Source organism: Cellulomonas sp. ES6 (genome assembly GCF_030053835.1).
In the GTDB taxonomy this organism is placed as follows: Bacteria; Actinomycetota; Actinomycetes; order Actinomycetales; family Cellulomonadaceae; genus Cellulomonas.
Map to the genome: position 1 here is coordinate 1,456,175 of NZ_CP125655.1, position 15,214 is coordinate 1,471,388.

Annotated in this window: 18 protein-coding genes; all 18 read left to right on the forward strand. The window is 72.2% G+C overall.

Translation table 11 applies throughout. From position 1 onward, the window contains the following. Positions 1 to 9 precede the first annotated feature (9 nt). The gene (locus P9841_RS06845; RefSeq protein ID WP_283321295.1) at positions 10 to 1,275 is read left to right on the forward strand and encodes a phage portal protein family protein; all 1,266 of its coding nucleotides are present in this window, start codon (positions 10 to 12) and stop codon (positions 1,273 to 1,275) included. Further along, positions 1,272 to 2,528 carry a head maturation protease, ClpP-related gene (locus tag P9841_RS06850; protein ID WP_283321296.1) on the forward strand — a complete coding sequence of 419 codons (1,257 nt, stop codon included), beginning with the start codon at positions 1,272 to 1,274 and terminating at the stop codon, positions 2,526 to 2,528. Before P9841_RS06845 ends, P9841_RS06850 begins: the two co-directional genes overlap by 4 nt. A gap of 2 nt (positions 2,529 to 2,530) precedes the next feature. Beyond that, on the forward strand, positions 2,531 to 2,899 hold the full coding sequence (locus tag P9841_RS06855; protein WP_283321297.1) for a DUF2190 family protein: 369 nt from the start codon (positions 2,531 to 2,533) through the stop codon (positions 2,897 to 2,899). Positions 2,900 to 2,912: 13 nt separating this feature from the next. After that, complete coding sequence (locus tag P9841_RS06860) at positions 2,913 to 3,839, forward strand: phage major capsid protein (protein ID WP_283321299.1); 927 nt, start codon at positions 2,913 to 2,915, stop codon at positions 3,837 to 3,839. Then, on the forward strand, positions 3,839 to 4,168 hold the full coding sequence (locus P9841_RS06865; protein WP_283321300.1) for a hypothetical protein: 330 nt from the start codon (positions 3,839 to 3,841) through the stop codon (positions 4,166 to 4,168). Before P9841_RS06860 ends, P9841_RS06865 begins: the two co-directional genes overlap by 1 nt. A 19-nt stretch (positions 4,169 to 4,187) precedes the next feature. After that, positions 4,188 to 4,550 (forward strand): hypothetical protein, encoded by a 363-nt coding sequence (locus P9841_RS06870; protein ID WP_283321301.1) that lies wholly within the window; start codon positions 4,188 to 4,190, stop codon positions 4,548 to 4,550. Further along, positions 4,547 to 4,870: a hypothetical protein gene (locus tag P9841_RS06875; RefSeq protein ID WP_283321302.1), complete on the forward strand. Its 324-nt coding sequence runs from the start codon at positions 4,547 to 4,549 to the stop codon at positions 4,868 to 4,870. The genes P9841_RS06870 and P9841_RS06875 overlap by 4 nt, the downstream gene beginning before the upstream one ends. Positions 4,871 to 4,883: 13 nt before the next feature. Next, entirely contained in the window at positions 4,884 to 5,201 is a 318-nt protein-coding gene (locus P9841_RS06880) for an HK97 gp10 family phage protein (RefSeq protein ID WP_283321303.1), read from the forward strand. Continuing rightward, a complete protein-coding gene (locus P9841_RS06885; protein WP_283321304.1) occupies positions 5,201 to 5,617 on the forward strand; it encodes a minor capsid protein in 417 nt (138 codons plus the stop codon). Before P9841_RS06880 ends, P9841_RS06885 begins: the two co-directional genes overlap by 1 nt. Further along, on the forward strand, positions 5,614 to 5,913 hold the full coding sequence (locus tag P9841_RS06890; RefSeq protein ID WP_283321305.1) for a hypothetical protein: 300 nt from the start codon (positions 5,614 to 5,616) through the stop codon (positions 5,911 to 5,913). The genes P9841_RS06885 and P9841_RS06890 overlap by 4 nt, the downstream gene beginning before the upstream one ends. Beyond that, on the forward strand, positions 5,910 to 6,665 hold the full coding sequence (locus P9841_RS06895; protein WP_283321306.1) for a phage tail tube protein: 756 nt from the start codon (positions 5,910 to 5,912) through the stop codon (positions 6,663 to 6,665). Before P9841_RS06890 ends, P9841_RS06895 begins: the two co-directional genes overlap by 4 nt. A 4-nt stretch (positions 6,666 to 6,669) precedes the next feature. Next, on the forward strand, positions 6,670 to 7,071 hold the full coding sequence (locus P9841_RS06900; protein ID WP_283321307.1) for a DUF7426 family protein: 402 nt from the start codon (positions 6,670 to 6,672) through the stop codon (positions 7,069 to 7,071). 74 nt (positions 7,072 to 7,145) lie between these two features. Continuing rightward, positions 7,146 to 7,394, forward strand: coding sequence for a hypothetical protein (locus P9841_RS06905; RefSeq protein WP_283321309.1), 249 nt, complete (start codon positions 7,146 to 7,148; stop codon positions 7,392 to 7,394). A 109-nt stretch (positions 7,395 to 7,503) separates the two neighbouring features. After that, positions 7,504 to 8,091 carry an HNH endonuclease gene (locus tag P9841_RS06910; RefSeq protein ID WP_283321310.1) on the forward strand — a complete coding sequence of 196 codons (588 nt, stop codon included), beginning with the start codon at positions 7,504 to 7,506 and terminating at the stop codon, positions 8,089 to 8,091. Beyond that, positions 8,088 to 10,862, forward strand: coding sequence for a phage tail tape measure protein (locus P9841_RS06915; protein WP_283321311.1), 2,775 nt, complete (start codon positions 8,088 to 8,090; stop codon positions 10,860 to 10,862). Before P9841_RS06910 ends, P9841_RS06915 begins: the two co-directional genes overlap by 4 nt. Then, a complete protein-coding gene (locus tag P9841_RS06920; protein WP_283321312.1) occupies positions 10,862 to 11,752 on the forward strand; it encodes a phage tail family protein in 891 nt (296 codons plus the stop codon). The genes P9841_RS06915 and P9841_RS06920 overlap by 1 nt, the downstream gene beginning before the upstream one ends. 10 nt (positions 11,753 to 11,762) lie before the next feature. Further along, positions 11,763 to 12,824, forward strand: a complete 1,062-nt coding sequence (locus tag P9841_RS06925; RefSeq protein ID WP_283321313.1) for a hypothetical protein — start codon at positions 11,763 to 11,765, stop codon at positions 12,822 to 12,824. After that, positions 12,821 to 15,211, forward strand: a complete 2,391-nt coding sequence (locus P9841_RS06930) for a hypothetical protein (protein ID WP_283321314.1) — start codon at positions 12,821 to 12,823, stop codon at positions 15,209 to 15,211. Before P9841_RS06925 ends, P9841_RS06930 begins: the two co-directional genes overlap by 4 nt. Positions 15,212 to 15,214: the final 3 nt, after the last annotated feature.

The window sequence follows — 15,214 nt, forward strand, 5'->3', positions numbered from 1 at the left end:
GGGGTCCGCATGGCTGAGATCGGCTACCAGCGCGAGGGCCTCCCGGGGTGGACTGCCCTGGCCGACGACACCGGTGAGACGAACCCGGCCCTGGTGTGGCCGAAGTCGGTCGGCGTGTTCGACAAGATGCGCCGCGAGGACGCGCAGGTCGGGTCGGTGCTGCGGGCGGTGACGTTCCCGATCCGCCGCACGACGTGGATGTTCGATCCGACTGGCTGCCGCGACGAGGTCGTGGACCTCGTGGCCGATTCGTTCGGGCTGCCGGTGAAGGGACGGACGTCGCCGGCGCCGACGCGGACGCGCGACCGCTTCGACTTCGACGAGCACCTGCGCCTCGCGCTGCTGGAGCTCGTGTTCGGGCACTCGGTGTTCGAGCAGGTGTACCGGGTCGACGACGACGGGATGGTGCGGCTGCGGAAGCTCGCGTGGCGGCCGCCGCGGACGATCTCGAAGTGGGACGTGGCAGCCGACGGCGGCCTCGTCGCGGTGGAGCAGTGGGGTACCGCAGGCCGCCCGGTGCGGATCCCGGTGGACCGGCTCGTGGTGTACGTCAACGAGCGCGAGGGCGCGAACTGGGTCGGGACGTCGCTGCTGCGCACGGCCTACAAGAACTGGCTGCTCAAGGACCGGACGCTGCGCGCGCAGGCGGTCGGGGTCGAGCGCAACAGCCTGGGCATCCCGGTGTACAAGGGCGCCCCGGTGCCGGACGGGCTGTCCGAGGCTGAGGCGCTGGCGTGGGTCGAGGCGCAGAAGACGGACGGCCTGGCACTGGCGAAGGCGACGCGCGCCGGCCAGGACGCGGGTGCGTCGATCCCCGCGAAGGCCGAGTTCTCGCTGATGGGCGTCACGGGGAACCGCGCGGACACCGACAAGCCGATCCGGTACCACGACGAGCAGATCGCGCGTGCCGTGCTCGCGCACTTCCTGAACCTCGGCTCCGAGACCGGGTCCTGGGCGCTCGGGTCGACGTTCGCGGAGTTCTTCGTCGGCTCCCTCAACGCCGTGGCGCTGCACATCGCGAACACCTGCCAGGCGCACGTCGTCGAGGACCTCGTCGACGTGAACTTCGGACCCGCAGAGCCGGCGCCGCGGCTCGTGCCGGCGACGATCGGCGAGGAGCAGCCCATCACGGCCGAGGCCGTCAAGGCACTCGTGGACTGCGGGGCTCTTCGCACCGACCGGGCGCTCGAGGAGTACCTGCGGCAGCGCTACAAGCTGCCGCCGAAGGACGACGCCGTGGCGCGTGCCGCCGCCGGAGCTGAGGAGGCAGCATGACCGACACCAAGCGGGCGAACCGCTTCTGGGGGAACAAGCCCCTCCCGAAGTCGAAGGCGGAGTTCTTCGACGCGATCACCACCCCGGCGCCGTCGGGGGAGGGCACGGTCGCGACGATCCGCATGTACGGGCCGATCGACTCATACGGAGGGTACTGGGGCATCTCCACGCAGGATGTCGGGCAGGTGCTCGACGCCCTGTCCGACTCGGTCACGCAGATCATCCTGCGGGTCAACTCCCCCGGCGGCGAGGTCACCGAGGCCGTCGCGATCCTGAACATGCTGCGAGCTCACAAGGCGAGCGTGACCGCTGTCGTCGACGGCCTGGCCGCGTCCGCCGCGTCGGTCATCACGGCCGGGTGCGACGAGGCGGTGATGTCGCCCGGGACGCAGATGATGATCCACTCGCCATCCACGATCGTGTGGGGCAACGCGGCCGAGATGCGCAAGGCGGCCGACACGCTCGACAGCTTCGAGGCGGCGATCACCGAGATCTACACCGGCAAGGCCGGCGCGAAGGACTGGGCTGCGCTGCTCGCCGAGGAGACGTGGCTCACCGCAGCCGAGGCGGTCGACCTCGGTCTGGCCGACCGCGTGGCCGTCGTGCCGGACGCGGGCGACGCCGAGACCGTCGGCGAGGACGAGCCGGAGATCGTCGTGGTCCCGCTCGACGACGACGTCGACGACTCCGCCTTCCTCACCCAGATCGCGGCGTACAGCCGCGCCCCCAAGCCCCCGGTCTCGTCCGAGCCGGGTGAACCCAACCGGAAGGAGTCCGCCATGAGCGGCGACTTCAAGGCTGGCCTTCGCGAGCGGCTCGGCGTGACCGATGCCGACGCCACGGACGAGACGCTGCTCGCGGCGCTCGACGAGGCCCTCGCGGAGCAGACCAACCCCCCGGCGGCCGCGGCCGTCTCCACCCTGCCCGACGGCGCGGTCGTCGTCGACAAGGCCATCCACGAGCAGCTCGTGGCCGACGCCGCCGCTGGCCGCAAGGCGGCCGAGACGCTCGACGCCCAGCGCCGTGACGGGATCGTCGCGGCCGCGCTCAGCGACGGGCGGATCGCCCCGGCGTCGCGCGACGCGTGGCGGGCCCAGCTCGACAAGGACGAGGACGGCACGAAGGCGCTGCTCGAGTCCATGCCGAAGAACACCGTGCCCGTGGCTGAGCTCGGCCACGCGGACGACACCCAGTCCACCGAGGACCGGCTCGCCGCGAAGGCCGGCTGGACCACGACCGTCGAGGGGGCCTGACCATGGCCGACTACCTGCCCAAGCACGAGACCGGCATCGGGATCCCGTTCACGGTCGGCGCGACGGCCGTCGTCGGCGGGCGCCTCGTCGAGGTCTCGACGGCGAACGCGATCGTCCCGTCGGGCGCCGACTCCGCGAAGGTGCTCGGCGTGGCCGCGCAGGACGCCGCCACCGGCGAGCGCGTGACGGTGTTCCCGCGCTCCGGCGGCGTGCACCGTCTCGTCGCGTCCGGCGCGATCGCCGTCGGCGCCCGCGTGATCTCCGCCACCGACGGCGAGGTCGCCACCATCGGCAGCGGCTCGAACCCGATCGGCATCGCGCTCACCGCCGCTGCCGCCGACCAGGACGTCATCGACGTCCTCTTCCTCTGAGAGGGGTAGCGACATGGCGTCGTACACGTACCCGGTGAAGCACCCCGAGGGGACGCTCACCACGGAGGAGCTGCACCTGCTCCTCTCGAACCCGAACGTCATCGCGAAGCGTCTGCACGACCTGACGCGGATGCGGTTCATCGCGGACTTCCTGCTCTCGGGGCGCTTCAACGCGGCCGGTGGCGGGATCTTCTACGAGACCGGCGAGGAGGCGTTCGCGTCGGAGGACCCGGAGGCGATCTCGCCGCTCGGCGGGTACCCGAAGGTCGTCCTCGAGACCGGCGAGGTCGTTTCGGCCCGCACGGTCAAGTGGGGCCTGGACTCGGTCATCGCGGACGAGAAGATCGCCCGGCAGGGCATCTCCTACGTCAACCGCGGCCTGACCCGCCTGGGGAACACGATCGTGCGGAACGTCGACTCGGTGGCGATGGCCGTCATCGCGTCCCGCGTGTCGTCGACGTTCGCGTCGCCGTCCACCTGGACGACCGCGGGCAAGGCCGTCGAGGCGCTCCTGTCGATCCAGCAGACGCGCGCCGACCTGGGCCTCGGCCTGGACCTGTCGACGGTCGTGATGAAGCCGGCGCAGTACGCCAAGGTCGTCGGGATGCTGATCGACGACAAGGCGCTGCCGCGCGAGGTCGGCAACCCGGCGCTGGCCGGCAACCTGCCGGTCGACGCCCTGGGCCTGACGTGGGCGGTGTCGCCGCACTACACGGGCAGCAACCCGCTGCTCGTCGACCGCGAGCAGCTCGGCGGCATGGCCGACGAGAACCTCGGCGGCCCCGGCTACGCCGGTGCGGGCGAGGGCACGTTCAACGTCGAGTCCAAGACGATCCGCAACGACAAGGACGACTCGTGGACCATCCGCGGTCGCCGCGTCACCGTGCCGGTGGTCACCGAGCCGCTGGCCGGCGTCCAGCTCACGGGGACGGGCCTCTGATGGCGGCCGAGCAGGCCGCGGCGCAGAAGGCCGCGGACGAGGAGGCCGCCGCCGAGGCCAAGGCCGCGGAGGAGCAGCGCCTCGCCGAGGAGAAGGCCAAGGCGGAGGCCAAGGCGGCCGAGGAGGCCAAGGCCGGCAAGTCCGAGCCGAGGACCCGGGCGAGCGCGACGTCGAAGGGCCACGTGGTCACCGGCGCCGCGGTCGTGCTCCGCACCAAGGACAAGGCCGAGCGGTACCTGTACCGCGGGGCGGTCGTCCCGGACGGGGTCTTCACGGACGAGTCGATCAAGCACGCCCTCGCGGTGGGCCTGATCGAGAAGTCCAAGTAGTCGACAGGGGGCGGTGGAGATGATCGGACCGACCGACCTTCCCGGCCTGGACGAGGACGTGTCGCGGCGCCTGATTGCCGCGGCGCGCTCCATCGCCCCCTGCCTCGACTCGCTGGTTGACGAGCTCCGGCTGGACGCGATCGCGATCCTGAAGGGCGTCGCGGCGGAGCTCCCGGCGCCCGGGACGGGCCGGGTGCGGTCGCAGTCCCGCAACGGCACGAGCGTGACGTGGGCGGACTTCCAGTCGGCGTTCTCCGCGGACGACCGGTCCTCGCTGCGGGCGCTGTGCTCGACGAGTGCGGCGACCGCGGGCAGTCCGATCGGGCACTTCCCGGCCTCGACGGTGGCGTGCCGCATCTGGCCGCCGGAGGAGTACCCGTGACCTGGGGTGCGTTCTGGTACCCGCACAGCGTCAGCATCCGCGACCGGGCGGCAGCTGGGGGCATGGGCTCGACCTACGGTCCGCCTCGCACCGTCTCGGCCGAGGTCATCGACGAGCAGACGATCGTGAGGGACGCCGACGGCCGCGAGGTCGTCTCGTCCACCCGGGTCACTCTCGCCCTCCCCGAGCACGTCCCGCTCGGGTCGCTGGTCACCGTGTGGCCCGGGCAGCCCTACGAGCGCGAGGCGCGGGTCCTCAGCGCGGCCGTGAGCCCGAACGACCCGCCACTGGACGCGCACCTGCTGCTGCGACTGGAGTAGGAGGCCCGGCCCCGTGGTCAAGCAGAACAACGCGAAGCTCACCGAGATCGAGAAGGCCGCCCGCGACGCCCTGCAGGACACCGCGAAGGACGTCCTGAAGCTCGCGAAGCAGAAGGCACCGAAGAAGAAGGGCGACCTGCGCCGCTCGGGCCGGGTGCTCGTCGACGACGTGACCGTCCGGGTGGTCTTCCGCGACCCGGCCGCCTGGCTCCAGCACGAGCGCCTGGACTACCGGCACGACGACGGCGAGGCGAAGTACCTCGAGCACGCGGTCGACGAGGTGGGCGTCGAGGCCGACATCACCTCCGGCGTCATCGCGAGGCTCCGCTGATGGACGACGCAGCCCTGACGATCGCGCTGTGCGAGATGCTCGGCGAGGTCCCCGGCTGGCACTGGTCGACGGCGCCCGGGACGCCTGCCGGGATGGTCGGCGTCTTCTACGGCGACATCCCCGATACCCCCGACCGCGCGATCGGCGTGCGGGTCTACGGCGGCACCGACGACCCCCTGGTGTACCAGCCAGTGCGGGACGTGCAGCTGCGGATCCGCGGCGCGCGCGACGACCTGGACGACGCCGATCGGATCGCGGGGTTCGCGTTCGCCCTCCTGCAGGGCCGGTCGCGGGTCCGCGGGATCTCGTGGATCCAGCGCGGCACGTTCGGCCCGTTGGGCGCGGACACGAACGGCCGCGAGGAGCGGTCGGAGAACTACCGGCTCTTCCTGGACAACCCGGAGGTGGGCACGTGAAGTCGACCGCTGACCGCTACCGCGAGGCCGGGATGCCCGCCCCGAAGGGCGAGGTCTACATCCCGAACTCGCGCGTCGCCAGAGCCCGATCCGAGGCGCTTCTCCGCGAAGCCGCTCGCCATGCGGGCGGCTCCGTCGAGGTCGCCGTCCCCACCGTTCCCCTGCTCGTCGAGCGGGTGCACGACCCGGCCACCGACCCGGCCACCCTGCCGGACCTCCCGGCGACCGCCTACGGCCCCGACTCGGTGCCGTTGGACACCACCCCTGACGCCGACACCACCGAGGAGCAGTCATGAGCGTCGTTCCCCTTCCCGCCGGCACCACGCTCGGCAAGTCCTTCGAGTACGGGCTGGACATCAACCTCGGCACCGAGGGGTCGCCCTCGTACCAGCCGATCCGCCGCATGAGCGCGTGGGCCCCGACCTACCCGGCCACCACGGGCGACCGGGCCACCTACGACGACCTCGGTGCGGTCAACGAGGCGGTCACGGCGCGGTCGTTCGCGACGTCGTTCACCGTGCAGGGCAACCGGTCGCTCACCACGGGCCTGTACCTCCCCGAGGTGGAGGCGCTGCTCGCCGCCGCGAAGGCCACCGTCGACGGCGCGGTCGTCGACATCCGCTGGTACCACAAGCCCGAGGTCGGCACCCCGAACCCGAACGACGCCGGCCAGGCGTTCTGCCGGGTCGACATGACGCGGCAGAACACCGGCAACGCCGACATCGAGGTGTTCGCCGTGACCCTCACCGGTCAGGGCCCGTTCGCGTCGATCACGAACCCGTTCGCCGGGTGGGACGTCACCGAGCCGGTCCTGGCGTCCATCACCCCCGATGGCGAGGGTGCGGGAGACCTGGTGACCCTCACCGGCACCGGCTTCCTCGGTGCGACTGCCGTCGCCTTCGGCGCCACCCCGGCCGCGGACTTCGTGGTGGCGAACGGCGCGACGATCATCGCGTCCCTGCCGACCGGGACCGCCGGGTCGGTGAACGTCACCGTGACGACCCCCGGCGGCACCTCGAACGCCGTCGCGTACACGCGGACGGTCTGACCCGATGCCCGCTGTCGACTTCGGCGAGTGGGCGGCGGTCGACGGGCTCGACCTGACGCTCGGAGGGAACACCTACACGGTGCCGCCCCCGAGCGTCAGGTCGATGCGGCAGATCCTCGCCGCCGCCGTCCGCGCCGAGGTCAACCTCGGCCTGGTCAAGGGCGAGATCCCGCCCGAGGTGCAGGCCGTACTCGACGACATCGGCCCCGACGAGCACCCCGCGCTCGGCCCCGTGTACGACCAGCTCGCCGCGGCCGGCACACCGCAGGTCGTCGTCGACCGCATGGCCTACTACGCCGTCTTCTACTGGGCGCGCGGCAAGGCCTACGCGGACGCCCTGGCACGGGCGCTGTGGGAGCCGACCGCGACGGCCGAGGGGTCCAGTGAGCCAGCCCCAAAAGGCTAGTCACCGCCGAGGACTGGGCGCCCTACGGCATCGGTGAACCCGACGCGGACGGCTGGTACCCGGACTACCGGCCCGTGCCCGAAGCCATGCGCCCCGCCCCCACCGCCACCGTGGTGAAGCCGCCCGAGGTCGATGGGTCCCTGCTGGCGATCGTCACCCACTGGCGGGTCGTCGTCGCCGACCTCGCGCAGTACTTCGGGGTCGACCTGTACGACCCGACCGTGCTCGCCCGACCGTGGCCCGGGGTCCGGACCATGATCTTCGCCCTGCTCGACATGCCCGAGTCCCGGCTGCGGCGGGAGCTCACCATCCGGGAGGGGTGATCGCGTGACGAGCACCTTCCTCTGCTCCACCTGCGGACGCGAGACGCCCGAGGAGGAGCGGGAGGGCGCTCGCTGCCGAGGGTGCCATCGCGCTGCGCGCAGGGAGGCCATGCGCCGGTACCGGGCGCAGAACCCCGAGCGGGCGGCTCGGAACGTGCGAGAGGCCTACGAGGCGAACCGCGAGAGCATCCTCGAACGGCAGAAGGCACGCAGAGTGGCGCTCAAGCCGGAGCTCGCCGAGTACGCCAGGACGTACTACGAGGCGAACAGGGAACGCCTGCTCGCGCAGGAGCGGGCTCGCCGCGAGGCAGACCCGGAGACGTTCCGGAACCGGCGGCGCCGGTACCGCGAGGCGAACCCGGAGAAGGTCAACGAGGCCTCCGCGCGGTACCGCGCCCGCCGGCGTGGCGCGGGATCGGTCGAGGTCGGCGTCAGCTGGCGAACGGTCGCTGCTCGCGACGGGATGTGCTGCTCGTACTGCGGCGTGCTCTGCAACGAGAGCGACGGCCGTCGCGTCGCTGCCCGCGACGGCGCCCTGCGATGGGTGTGCGGGCCCACCTACCCAACGCTCGACCACGTCATCCCGGTCTCTCTGGGCGGTCGTCACTGCATGGAGAACGCCGTGCTGGCGTGCCTGTCCTGCAACAAGAGGAAGGGCGCCCGCGTGGCCCCGCCCCGGGAGGTGAGCGCCGCGTGAGCACCCAGGTCGTGACCTCCCTGGAGGTCCTCTTCACGGCGAACACGAAGCCGGTCGACGACGCGGCGAAGAACGTCGAGAACCGCGCGAAGAAGATCGAGAAGAGCCCGGTCAAGCAGACCGTCGACGGCGACGCCAAGGGCGCTCTCGCGGCGATGGACCGTGTCGAGTCCGAGGCGAAGAAGATCGTCTCGGCGAAGACGATCGCCACGGTCGACGCGAACATCGAGCGCGCCGAGACGGGCCTGACGAAGGTGCAGGAGCGCCTCGACTACCTGCGGTCGGTCGAGTCGACGATGGAGGTCACGGCCGACATCAAGCGGGCCGAGTCCGCGCTGAAGCAGATCACTCGCCGCCGTGACGCCCTGGTGTCTGCCCGGGAGTCGATGGTCATCGACGCCGACACCTCGCCCGCCGAAGCGGCGATCGGTGGCCTCGCCGACGACGCCGGGGAGGCTGGCGCCGAGGGCGGCGAGGCCGCAGGCAAGGGCCTGGGCGACGGGATCACCGACGCCCTCAAGACGCTGCCGATCGCCGGCGCGGTCGTCCTCGCTGGTGTCGCGATCGGCAAGGCCGTCCTCGACGGCATCAACGACGGCCTGCAGGTCGAGGTTCGTCGGGACCGCCTCCAGGCGCTCACGGGGATCACCGAGGAGGACGCGCGCCGGTTCGCGATGGCGTCCGGTGAGGCCTACGCCGACGCGTTCGGCGAGTCGATCGAGGCGAACATGGACACCGCGCGGGTCGCGATCCAGTCCGGGATCCTCGACGAAGGCGCGACCGTCCGGCAGTCCGAGTCCGTGATCAAGGGCCTGGCCGGGATCGCCGACGTCCTCGGTGAGGACGTGAAGCCGGTCGCAACCGCAGTCACGCAGCTGCTGCGGACCGGCCTGGCGAAGTCCGCCGACGAGGCCTTCGACCTGCTGGCGACCGGAGCCCGCGAAGGCGTCAACATCAGCGAGGACCTGCTCGACACGTTCACCGAGTACCCCGCGCTGTTCGCGCGGCTCGGGCTTTCGGGCCCCGAGGCGCTCGGCCTGATCAACCAGGGGCTCGAGGCCGGCGCGCGCAACAGCGACCTCGCGGCGGACGCGCTCAAGGAGTTCCAGATCCGCGCGACGGACGGCAGCGAGACGTCCGCCGCGGCGTTCAGGACCCTCGGTCTCGACGCCGAGGACATGACCGCCAAGATCGCCGCCGGTGGGGCCGGGGCCCGCGAAGGGCTCGACCAGGTCCTCACCGGACTGCGCGAGATGGAAGACCCGGTAGCCCGCAACGCGGCCGCGGTCGGGCTGTTCGGCACCCAGGCGGAGGACCTCGGTGCCGCGCTGTTCGCGATGGACCTCACGACCGCGGTCGACCAGCTCGACGGCGTCACCGGGGCCGCGCAGCGGATGTTCGACACGCTCGCGGACAACGATGCGACGAAGCTCGAGGAGGCGCAGCGGAACATCGAGGTCGCGATGGACGCCGTCAAGGGTGCCCTCGCGGGTGCGTTCTCGGAGCCGCTGGCGGATGCGGCCGAGTGGGTCAGCGAGAACCGGGGTCCGCTGCTGGAGTTCTTCTCCGAGCTCGTGAACGGTGCCCTCGACTTCGGCGTCGCCGCGGTCAACGGTGCAGCGTCCGCGACCGAGGCGTTCGGGCGGTTCGTCGCCGGGCCGCTTGCGAGCACCGTCGACGGGCTCGCCGGTGTCCTCGACGGGCTCAACGGACTGCCGTTCGTGAACCTGGACGACGAGGTCGACGGACTGCAGTCGCTGGCCGACGGCATGCGGGACTTCGACGACACCACCGACCAGGCGGCCGACAACCTCCGTGCGGCGCTGATCCCCGGCATCGAGGACGCGCGCGACCGGTTCAACGAGATGTTCGACCCCCAGGTCGACATGGGCTACCTCAACGACGCGACGCGCGAGCTCGCTTCGGCGGTGGCGGACGTCGGGTACGCCGCAGAGGGGTCCACCGAGTTCCTCAGCGGCTTCGACCGCACGAACCTCACGACCACGGAGTCCGGGCGCCTCCTCGAGGAGCAGATCCGCGCAGCCGTCGACGCACTGGACGCCCAGACCGAGGCGGGTCAGGCAGCCGGTGAGGGACAGGACGAGCTCACGGCCCGGTACGAGGAGGGCCGCGAGGCGCTGATCCGGCAGCTTGAGCAGATGGGCCTCAGTCGCGGGGAGGCGGAGGCTCTGGCGGAGGCGTACGGGGCGATTCCGGGCAAGGTCGAGACGGACATCAAGGCCAACGCCGAGGAGGCGCAGCGCAACGTCGACGAGCTCATCGCGCGGAACCAGGGCAAGGTCATCCGGCTCTCGCTCGAGGTGTCCACGTCCGGCAACCCGGTGTACGTGACGGCGGCCGGCACGAAGTTCGAGGCTCAGGGTGACGTGCTGGAGTTCTACCGGGCGGGTGGCGTGCGGCAGAAGCTGACGCCGATGGCGCCGGTCGCGCAGATGGTGCCGGCGAACACGTGGCGGGTCGTCGGTGACCGGCCGCGCGGCGACGAGGCGTACATCCCGATCGAGTACACGGCGCGGTCGCTCGCGCTGCTCGACGAGACCGCGGCGCGTCTGGGTCGGGTCGTTGTGCCGGTCGGGACGCAGTTCAACGCGGCGGGGTCGATCACGCCCCGCACCGGGCAGCCGGCACCCGCGGCGTGGGCGGGACCGCCGGTGCAGATCACCGTGCAGGGCGGCATGACGACCGAAGGCGCGCGGACCCTGGTCGATGACCTGCCGTGGCTTCTCGCGACGCAGCCGGGAGGAGCCTGATGCTCAGCAGCACCGTCGTGGAGTGGGGGGCCCTGGCCCTGCACGGCTCCCGTGCGCCGGGCCGGGAGGTGTGGATCCAGCCCGGGGGGCTGACGGGCTGGGAGGGGTTCTCGGGGCGGGACACGACGTCCGAGCGGGACATGCGGCACGGGGCGTTCGACGGGCCGGTCCTCGCTGGTGCGCGCCGGGTGATGGTGCAGGGTCGGGCGTCGTCGCCGGAGGCCCGCGATGAGGTCCTCGCGGAGTTGGCGGAGACGTTCGTGCTGCCGTCGACACCGGTGGGGTCGCCGCTCGCGGACCTGCGTGTGACGCATGCGGGCAGGACCCTGACGGCGCCGGCGCGGCTGCTGCGGTGGTCGCCCGCGGCGACGTACTGGGGTGCGGGGTTCTTCGACTGGGCTGCTGAGTGGGTGTGCCCGGACCCGTGGCGGTACGGCGACCCGGTGGACGTCTCGACTCCGTTCGCGCGGGACCGGTCGGGGCTGCGGTTCCCGCTGTTCACCGATGGCGCAGGCACGGAGACCGGGGTGCTGACGTTCGGGGATCCGGGCGACGACACCGGGCACGCGGCCATCACGAACGACGGGTCCGCGGACGCGTGGCCTGTGTTCCGGGTGGCCGGGCCGGTCCTGCCCGCGGGGTTCGAGATCGTGACGGTCGAGACCGGGGCGCGGCTGCAGTTCGTGGGCCCGGTGGCGGCGGGGTCGACGCTGACGATCCGCCCCGACCTGCCGCTGGTGGTCCTCGACGGGTCCGACCGGATGACGTCGATGACGCTGCGCGACTGGGCGCCCGTCCCGCCCCGGAGCACCCGCACGTTCCACTTCCGCCCGCTCGGTGGGGACAGCACCGCGGTGCTGTCGGTCGAGCTGTCCCCGACCTACTGGTGAGGAGCACCTGATGCCTGAGCGCGGTCTGTTCGTCCACCCGAACGCTGACATGTCGAGCACGACCCCGGCGATGGGCCGCCGTGCCCTGGCCGGTCTCGTCGCCCCGGCGGGCGCCTACGGCGGCCGCACGGGGGTCATCTCCGGGATGACGGTGTCGGGGACCTCCGGGTGGACGTACACGGTCGGGCCCGGGCACGTCGCCACCCCGGCCGGGACCGGGGAGGTCCTGCCGTGGGCGAACGCCGCGGACTACACGGTCGGGCCGGTGACCTCCGCCCCGGGGTCGGGGTCGCGGATCGACCGGATCTACGCCCTGCACACCCGCCGCCTCGAGGGCGACAGCGCCTCGGAGCCGGTGATCGATGTGGTCGTGGGCAACCCGAGCACGGGCACCCCGTCGGTGCCTGCGATCCCGGCCGACGCGATCGAGCTCGCGCGGGTCACGATCCCGTCGGGTGCCACGGGCACCGCGGGCGGCTCGTTCTCGACGTCGAGTGTGCAGTACACGGCCGGGCGCGGTGCGCCGATCCCCGTGGTCGGCACGACGCAGCGGGACGCGATCACGTGGGGGTCGGCGCTGCTGCCCGCTCTGGTGCGGCTGCTCGACACCGGGGAGACGCAGATCAACCGTGGGTCGGGGTGGCAGGTCGAGGGCAACCCGTCGGTGAAGTCGTGGACCCCGGTGCTGTCCGCGGCCACGCCGCCGTCGATGGACCCGCCGACAGCTGTCGGCCGGTACATCGAGATCGGCGGCCTCGTCGTCGCGTGGTTCTCGCTCACCCTGGCCGGTGTCACCAACCCGGGGTCGGGCACCTACACGATCTCGCTGCCGAAGCTGATGGCCTCGGCGATCCCAAACACCGCGGTGATCGGCCGGGCGTCGCTGCTCGACGGGTCGTCGTCGAACCGGTGCGGCGTCGAGGTGACGCGCACGGGCGCCGGCGACGGGATCGTGATGTTCTACCAGGCGACGTACCCGATCGGCTCCCGGCAGGCCGTGAACAACGCGAACCCGTGGGTGTGGAACGGCACGGACACCCTCGAAGGCTTCGTCGTCTACCCGGCGGCGTGAGCATGACAAGCATCGACGACCTGCCGTCGATCGGCGACGGCATCGGCGAGTGGTGGGTCTACCCGCTGGCGACGTACCTCACGGCCCCGGTTGAGCGGACCGTCGTCGGCGCTGTGGCGTCCGACGGGACGCTCATCGCCGCCGAGTTCGACCACACGAACGGCACGGAGACCCGCGTCGAGGTCGGCGCCGGGGTCCCGGACGACCACAACTGCCCGGCGATCTGGGCGGCCGAGGGCAGGCGCATGGTGATGCTGTGGACGCAGCACTCCCGCGACCGGCTGCTGCAGGCCCGCGTGTCCGACGCCGACGGTTCCGTGCTGTCCCTGCGGACCGCGGCCGTGCAGGACTTCACCGCGTCGACCGGGGTGTCGTACTCGATCATCCACCGCATCGAGCACCTGTCCGACGCGGCGCAGGACACGTTCTGGGTGTTCGTGCGCGTCGGGAACTACTCCTGGTCCATCATCCCGTTCTCGGTGGACCAGGCGACGGGGGTCATCACCTGGGGCGTCGAGCAGCGGCTCGTCACCGGCTCCTACCAGACCTACCTGTCCGTGATGGACGCCCACGCCCCCGGCGACCAGACCTTCCGCGTCGCGTGGGGCTTCAACCCCGGGCCCACGCACAACCCCGTGAACTACTTCGAGATCAACGCCGTCACCGGCCAGGTCTCCTCGACCGTCGACCCGTCGATCGTCGCGAACGTGTCCGGCGCCGGCCTGCCCCTGGAGGCGGACGCGGTCACCCCGCTGCTGCCCGACCTGCCCGACACGCACTCCCGGCGCCTGCACTACGTGCGCCCCGGCCCGGCGCTGCCGGCGATCGCCTACGCCGAGTGGGACCGCGACGACGTCGCCTCCGCCGTGTACAAGCTCATCTACCTCACGGAGGCCGGCGAGTGGGAGATCCGCGAGTACGGCACGTCCGGCCCCACCCTGCACTCCAACGGCGTCGGGTCCTACATCGGCGGGATGGCGTTCCCCGACCCGTGCCCCGACGACCAGGTCGTCGTCGCGCGCAAGGGCGGCAGCGTCTCCACGGTCGAGGCGTTCCGGTCCGACGCCACGGGGACGTTCCCGCGCACGCTCGTCGAGGACCCGACGTACCGGCTCGCTCGGCCCATGCCCGCCAAGGGCGGCGGCGTCGAGCACGTCGTGGTGTCGCGGGTGCGGCACTACGGCGTGACCTACGAGGACTACCTCGCCGACGTCGTGTCGCTGTACGTCCCGCCCGTGCCGGTCGCGCTGGTGCGCTCGGCGTCCCCGACGATCCTGTGCGGGGAGCTGCGCACCGGCCGGATCCTGTCGACCGTGCCGGTGTCCGCCGCGACGTGGGAGCAGCGCCTGCGTGAGGCCGGCACGGTCACGGCGACCGTGCCGCTGCTCGCGCACGAGGTCACGGTCCGCCCGGAGCTGCTCATGGGGCTGGAGGGCGCCCGCTCGTACCTGGCCGCCGAGTACCAGGGCACGATCCTGGAGGCCGGGCCGATCTGGGTGCACGACGTCGCCGACAGCACCCTGATGGTCGGCGCCGGTGGGCTCGCGTCGCTGTTCGACCACCGGCAGGTGATCCGGGTCCTGACCGCAGGGCAGAACGCCGCGAAGGCCGCCGACCTGACGTACTCGGGGCTCTCCTACGGGACGATCGCGAAGCGACTGATCTCGACCGCGATGGCGCACCTCGGCGGGGACCTGCCGGTGATCCTGCCTGCCGACTCGCCCGGCGCGGCGTCGCGCACGTACCCGGCGACGCAGCTCGCGTCGGTCGGTGACCAGCTCCGCGAGCTGATGCAGGTGCAGGGCGGCCCGGACGTGGCGTTCCGGCCGGAGTTCACGACCGACGGCCTGGCGATCCGCTGGCGGATGCTCACCGGGACCACCGCGGACCCGATGCTGCACCAGGCCGGGGCCGACTGGGACCTCGACACCACCGTGCCGCGCTCTGGTGTGTCGGACCTGCGGATCCGGCGGGACTGGTCGGAGCTGACGATGCGGTCGTGGGCCACCGGCGACGGGCAGGACGAGGCCCAGCTCATCGAGCGGGCCGTCGACAACGGCCTGCTCGACCGCGGGTACCCGCTGCTGGAGTCCGTGCGCGCCTACCCGCGCGTCAAGGTGCGCACGGACCTGCGCTCGCACGCCGCGTCGCGGCTGCGCGTTACCCGCCGGCCGCGGGCGACGTGGTCCCTGACCGCGCGCCTGGACGCCTACCCCCCGGTCGCGCAGATCCGCCCCGGGGACTTCGCGCGGGTGCGGGTCGCCGACCACCCGTACCTGCGGCACTACCTCCCCGACGGCTGGTACCGCACCCGGGTCGTCGCGATGCGCGGCGACCTGACCATGCAGGCCCGCCTGGAGTTCCGCCCCCAGGTCGACGCACGGTGAGGA

Bases quoted from the DNA above. Each gene is read 5' to 3' on its own strand.
- P9841_RS06845 (WP_283321295.1), top strand. From the start codon at position 10: ATGGCTGAGATCGGCTACCAGCGCGAGGGCCTCCCGGGGTGGACTGCC.
- P9841_RS06850 (WP_283321296.1), top strand. From the start codon at position 1,272: ATGACCGACACCAAGCGGGCGAACCGCTTCTGGGGGAACAAGCCCCTC.
- P9841_RS06855 (WP_283321297.1), top strand. From the start codon at position 2,531: ATGGCCGACTACCTGCCCAAGCACGAGACCGGCATCGGGATCCCGTTC.
- P9841_RS06860 (WP_283321299.1), top strand. From the start codon at position 2,913: ATGGCGTCGTACACGTACCCGGTGAAGCACCCCGAGGGGACGCTCACC.
- P9841_RS06865 (WP_283321300.1), top strand. From the start codon at position 3,839: ATGGCGGCCGAGCAGGCCGCGGCGCAGAAGGCCGCGGACGAGGAGGCC.
- P9841_RS06870 (WP_283321301.1), top strand. From the start codon at position 4,188: ATGATCGGACCGACCGACCTTCCCGGCCTGGACGAGGACGTGTCGCGG.
- P9841_RS06885 (WP_283321304.1), top strand. From the start codon at position 5,201: ATGGACGACGCAGCCCTGACGATCGCGCTGTGCGAGATGCTCGGCGAG.
- P9841_RS06895 (WP_283321306.1), top strand. From the start codon at position 5,910: ATGAGCGTCGTTCCCCTTCCCGCCGGCACCACGCTCGGCAAGTCCTTC.
- P9841_RS06900 (WP_283321307.1), top strand. From the start codon at position 6,670: ATGCCCGCTGTCGACTTCGGCGAGTGGGCGGCGGTCGACGGGCTCGAC.
- P9841_RS06910 (WP_283321310.1), top strand. From the start codon at position 7,504: ATGCGCCGGTACCGGGCGCAGAACCCCGAGCGGGCGGCTCGGAACGTG.
- P9841_RS06920 (WP_283321312.1), top strand. From the start codon at position 10,862: ATGCTCAGCAGCACCGTCGTGGAGTGGGGGGCCCTGGCCCTGCACGGC.
- P9841_RS06925 (WP_283321313.1), top strand. From the start codon at position 11,763: ATGCCTGAGCGCGGTCTGTTCGTCCACCCGAACGCTGACATGTCGAGC.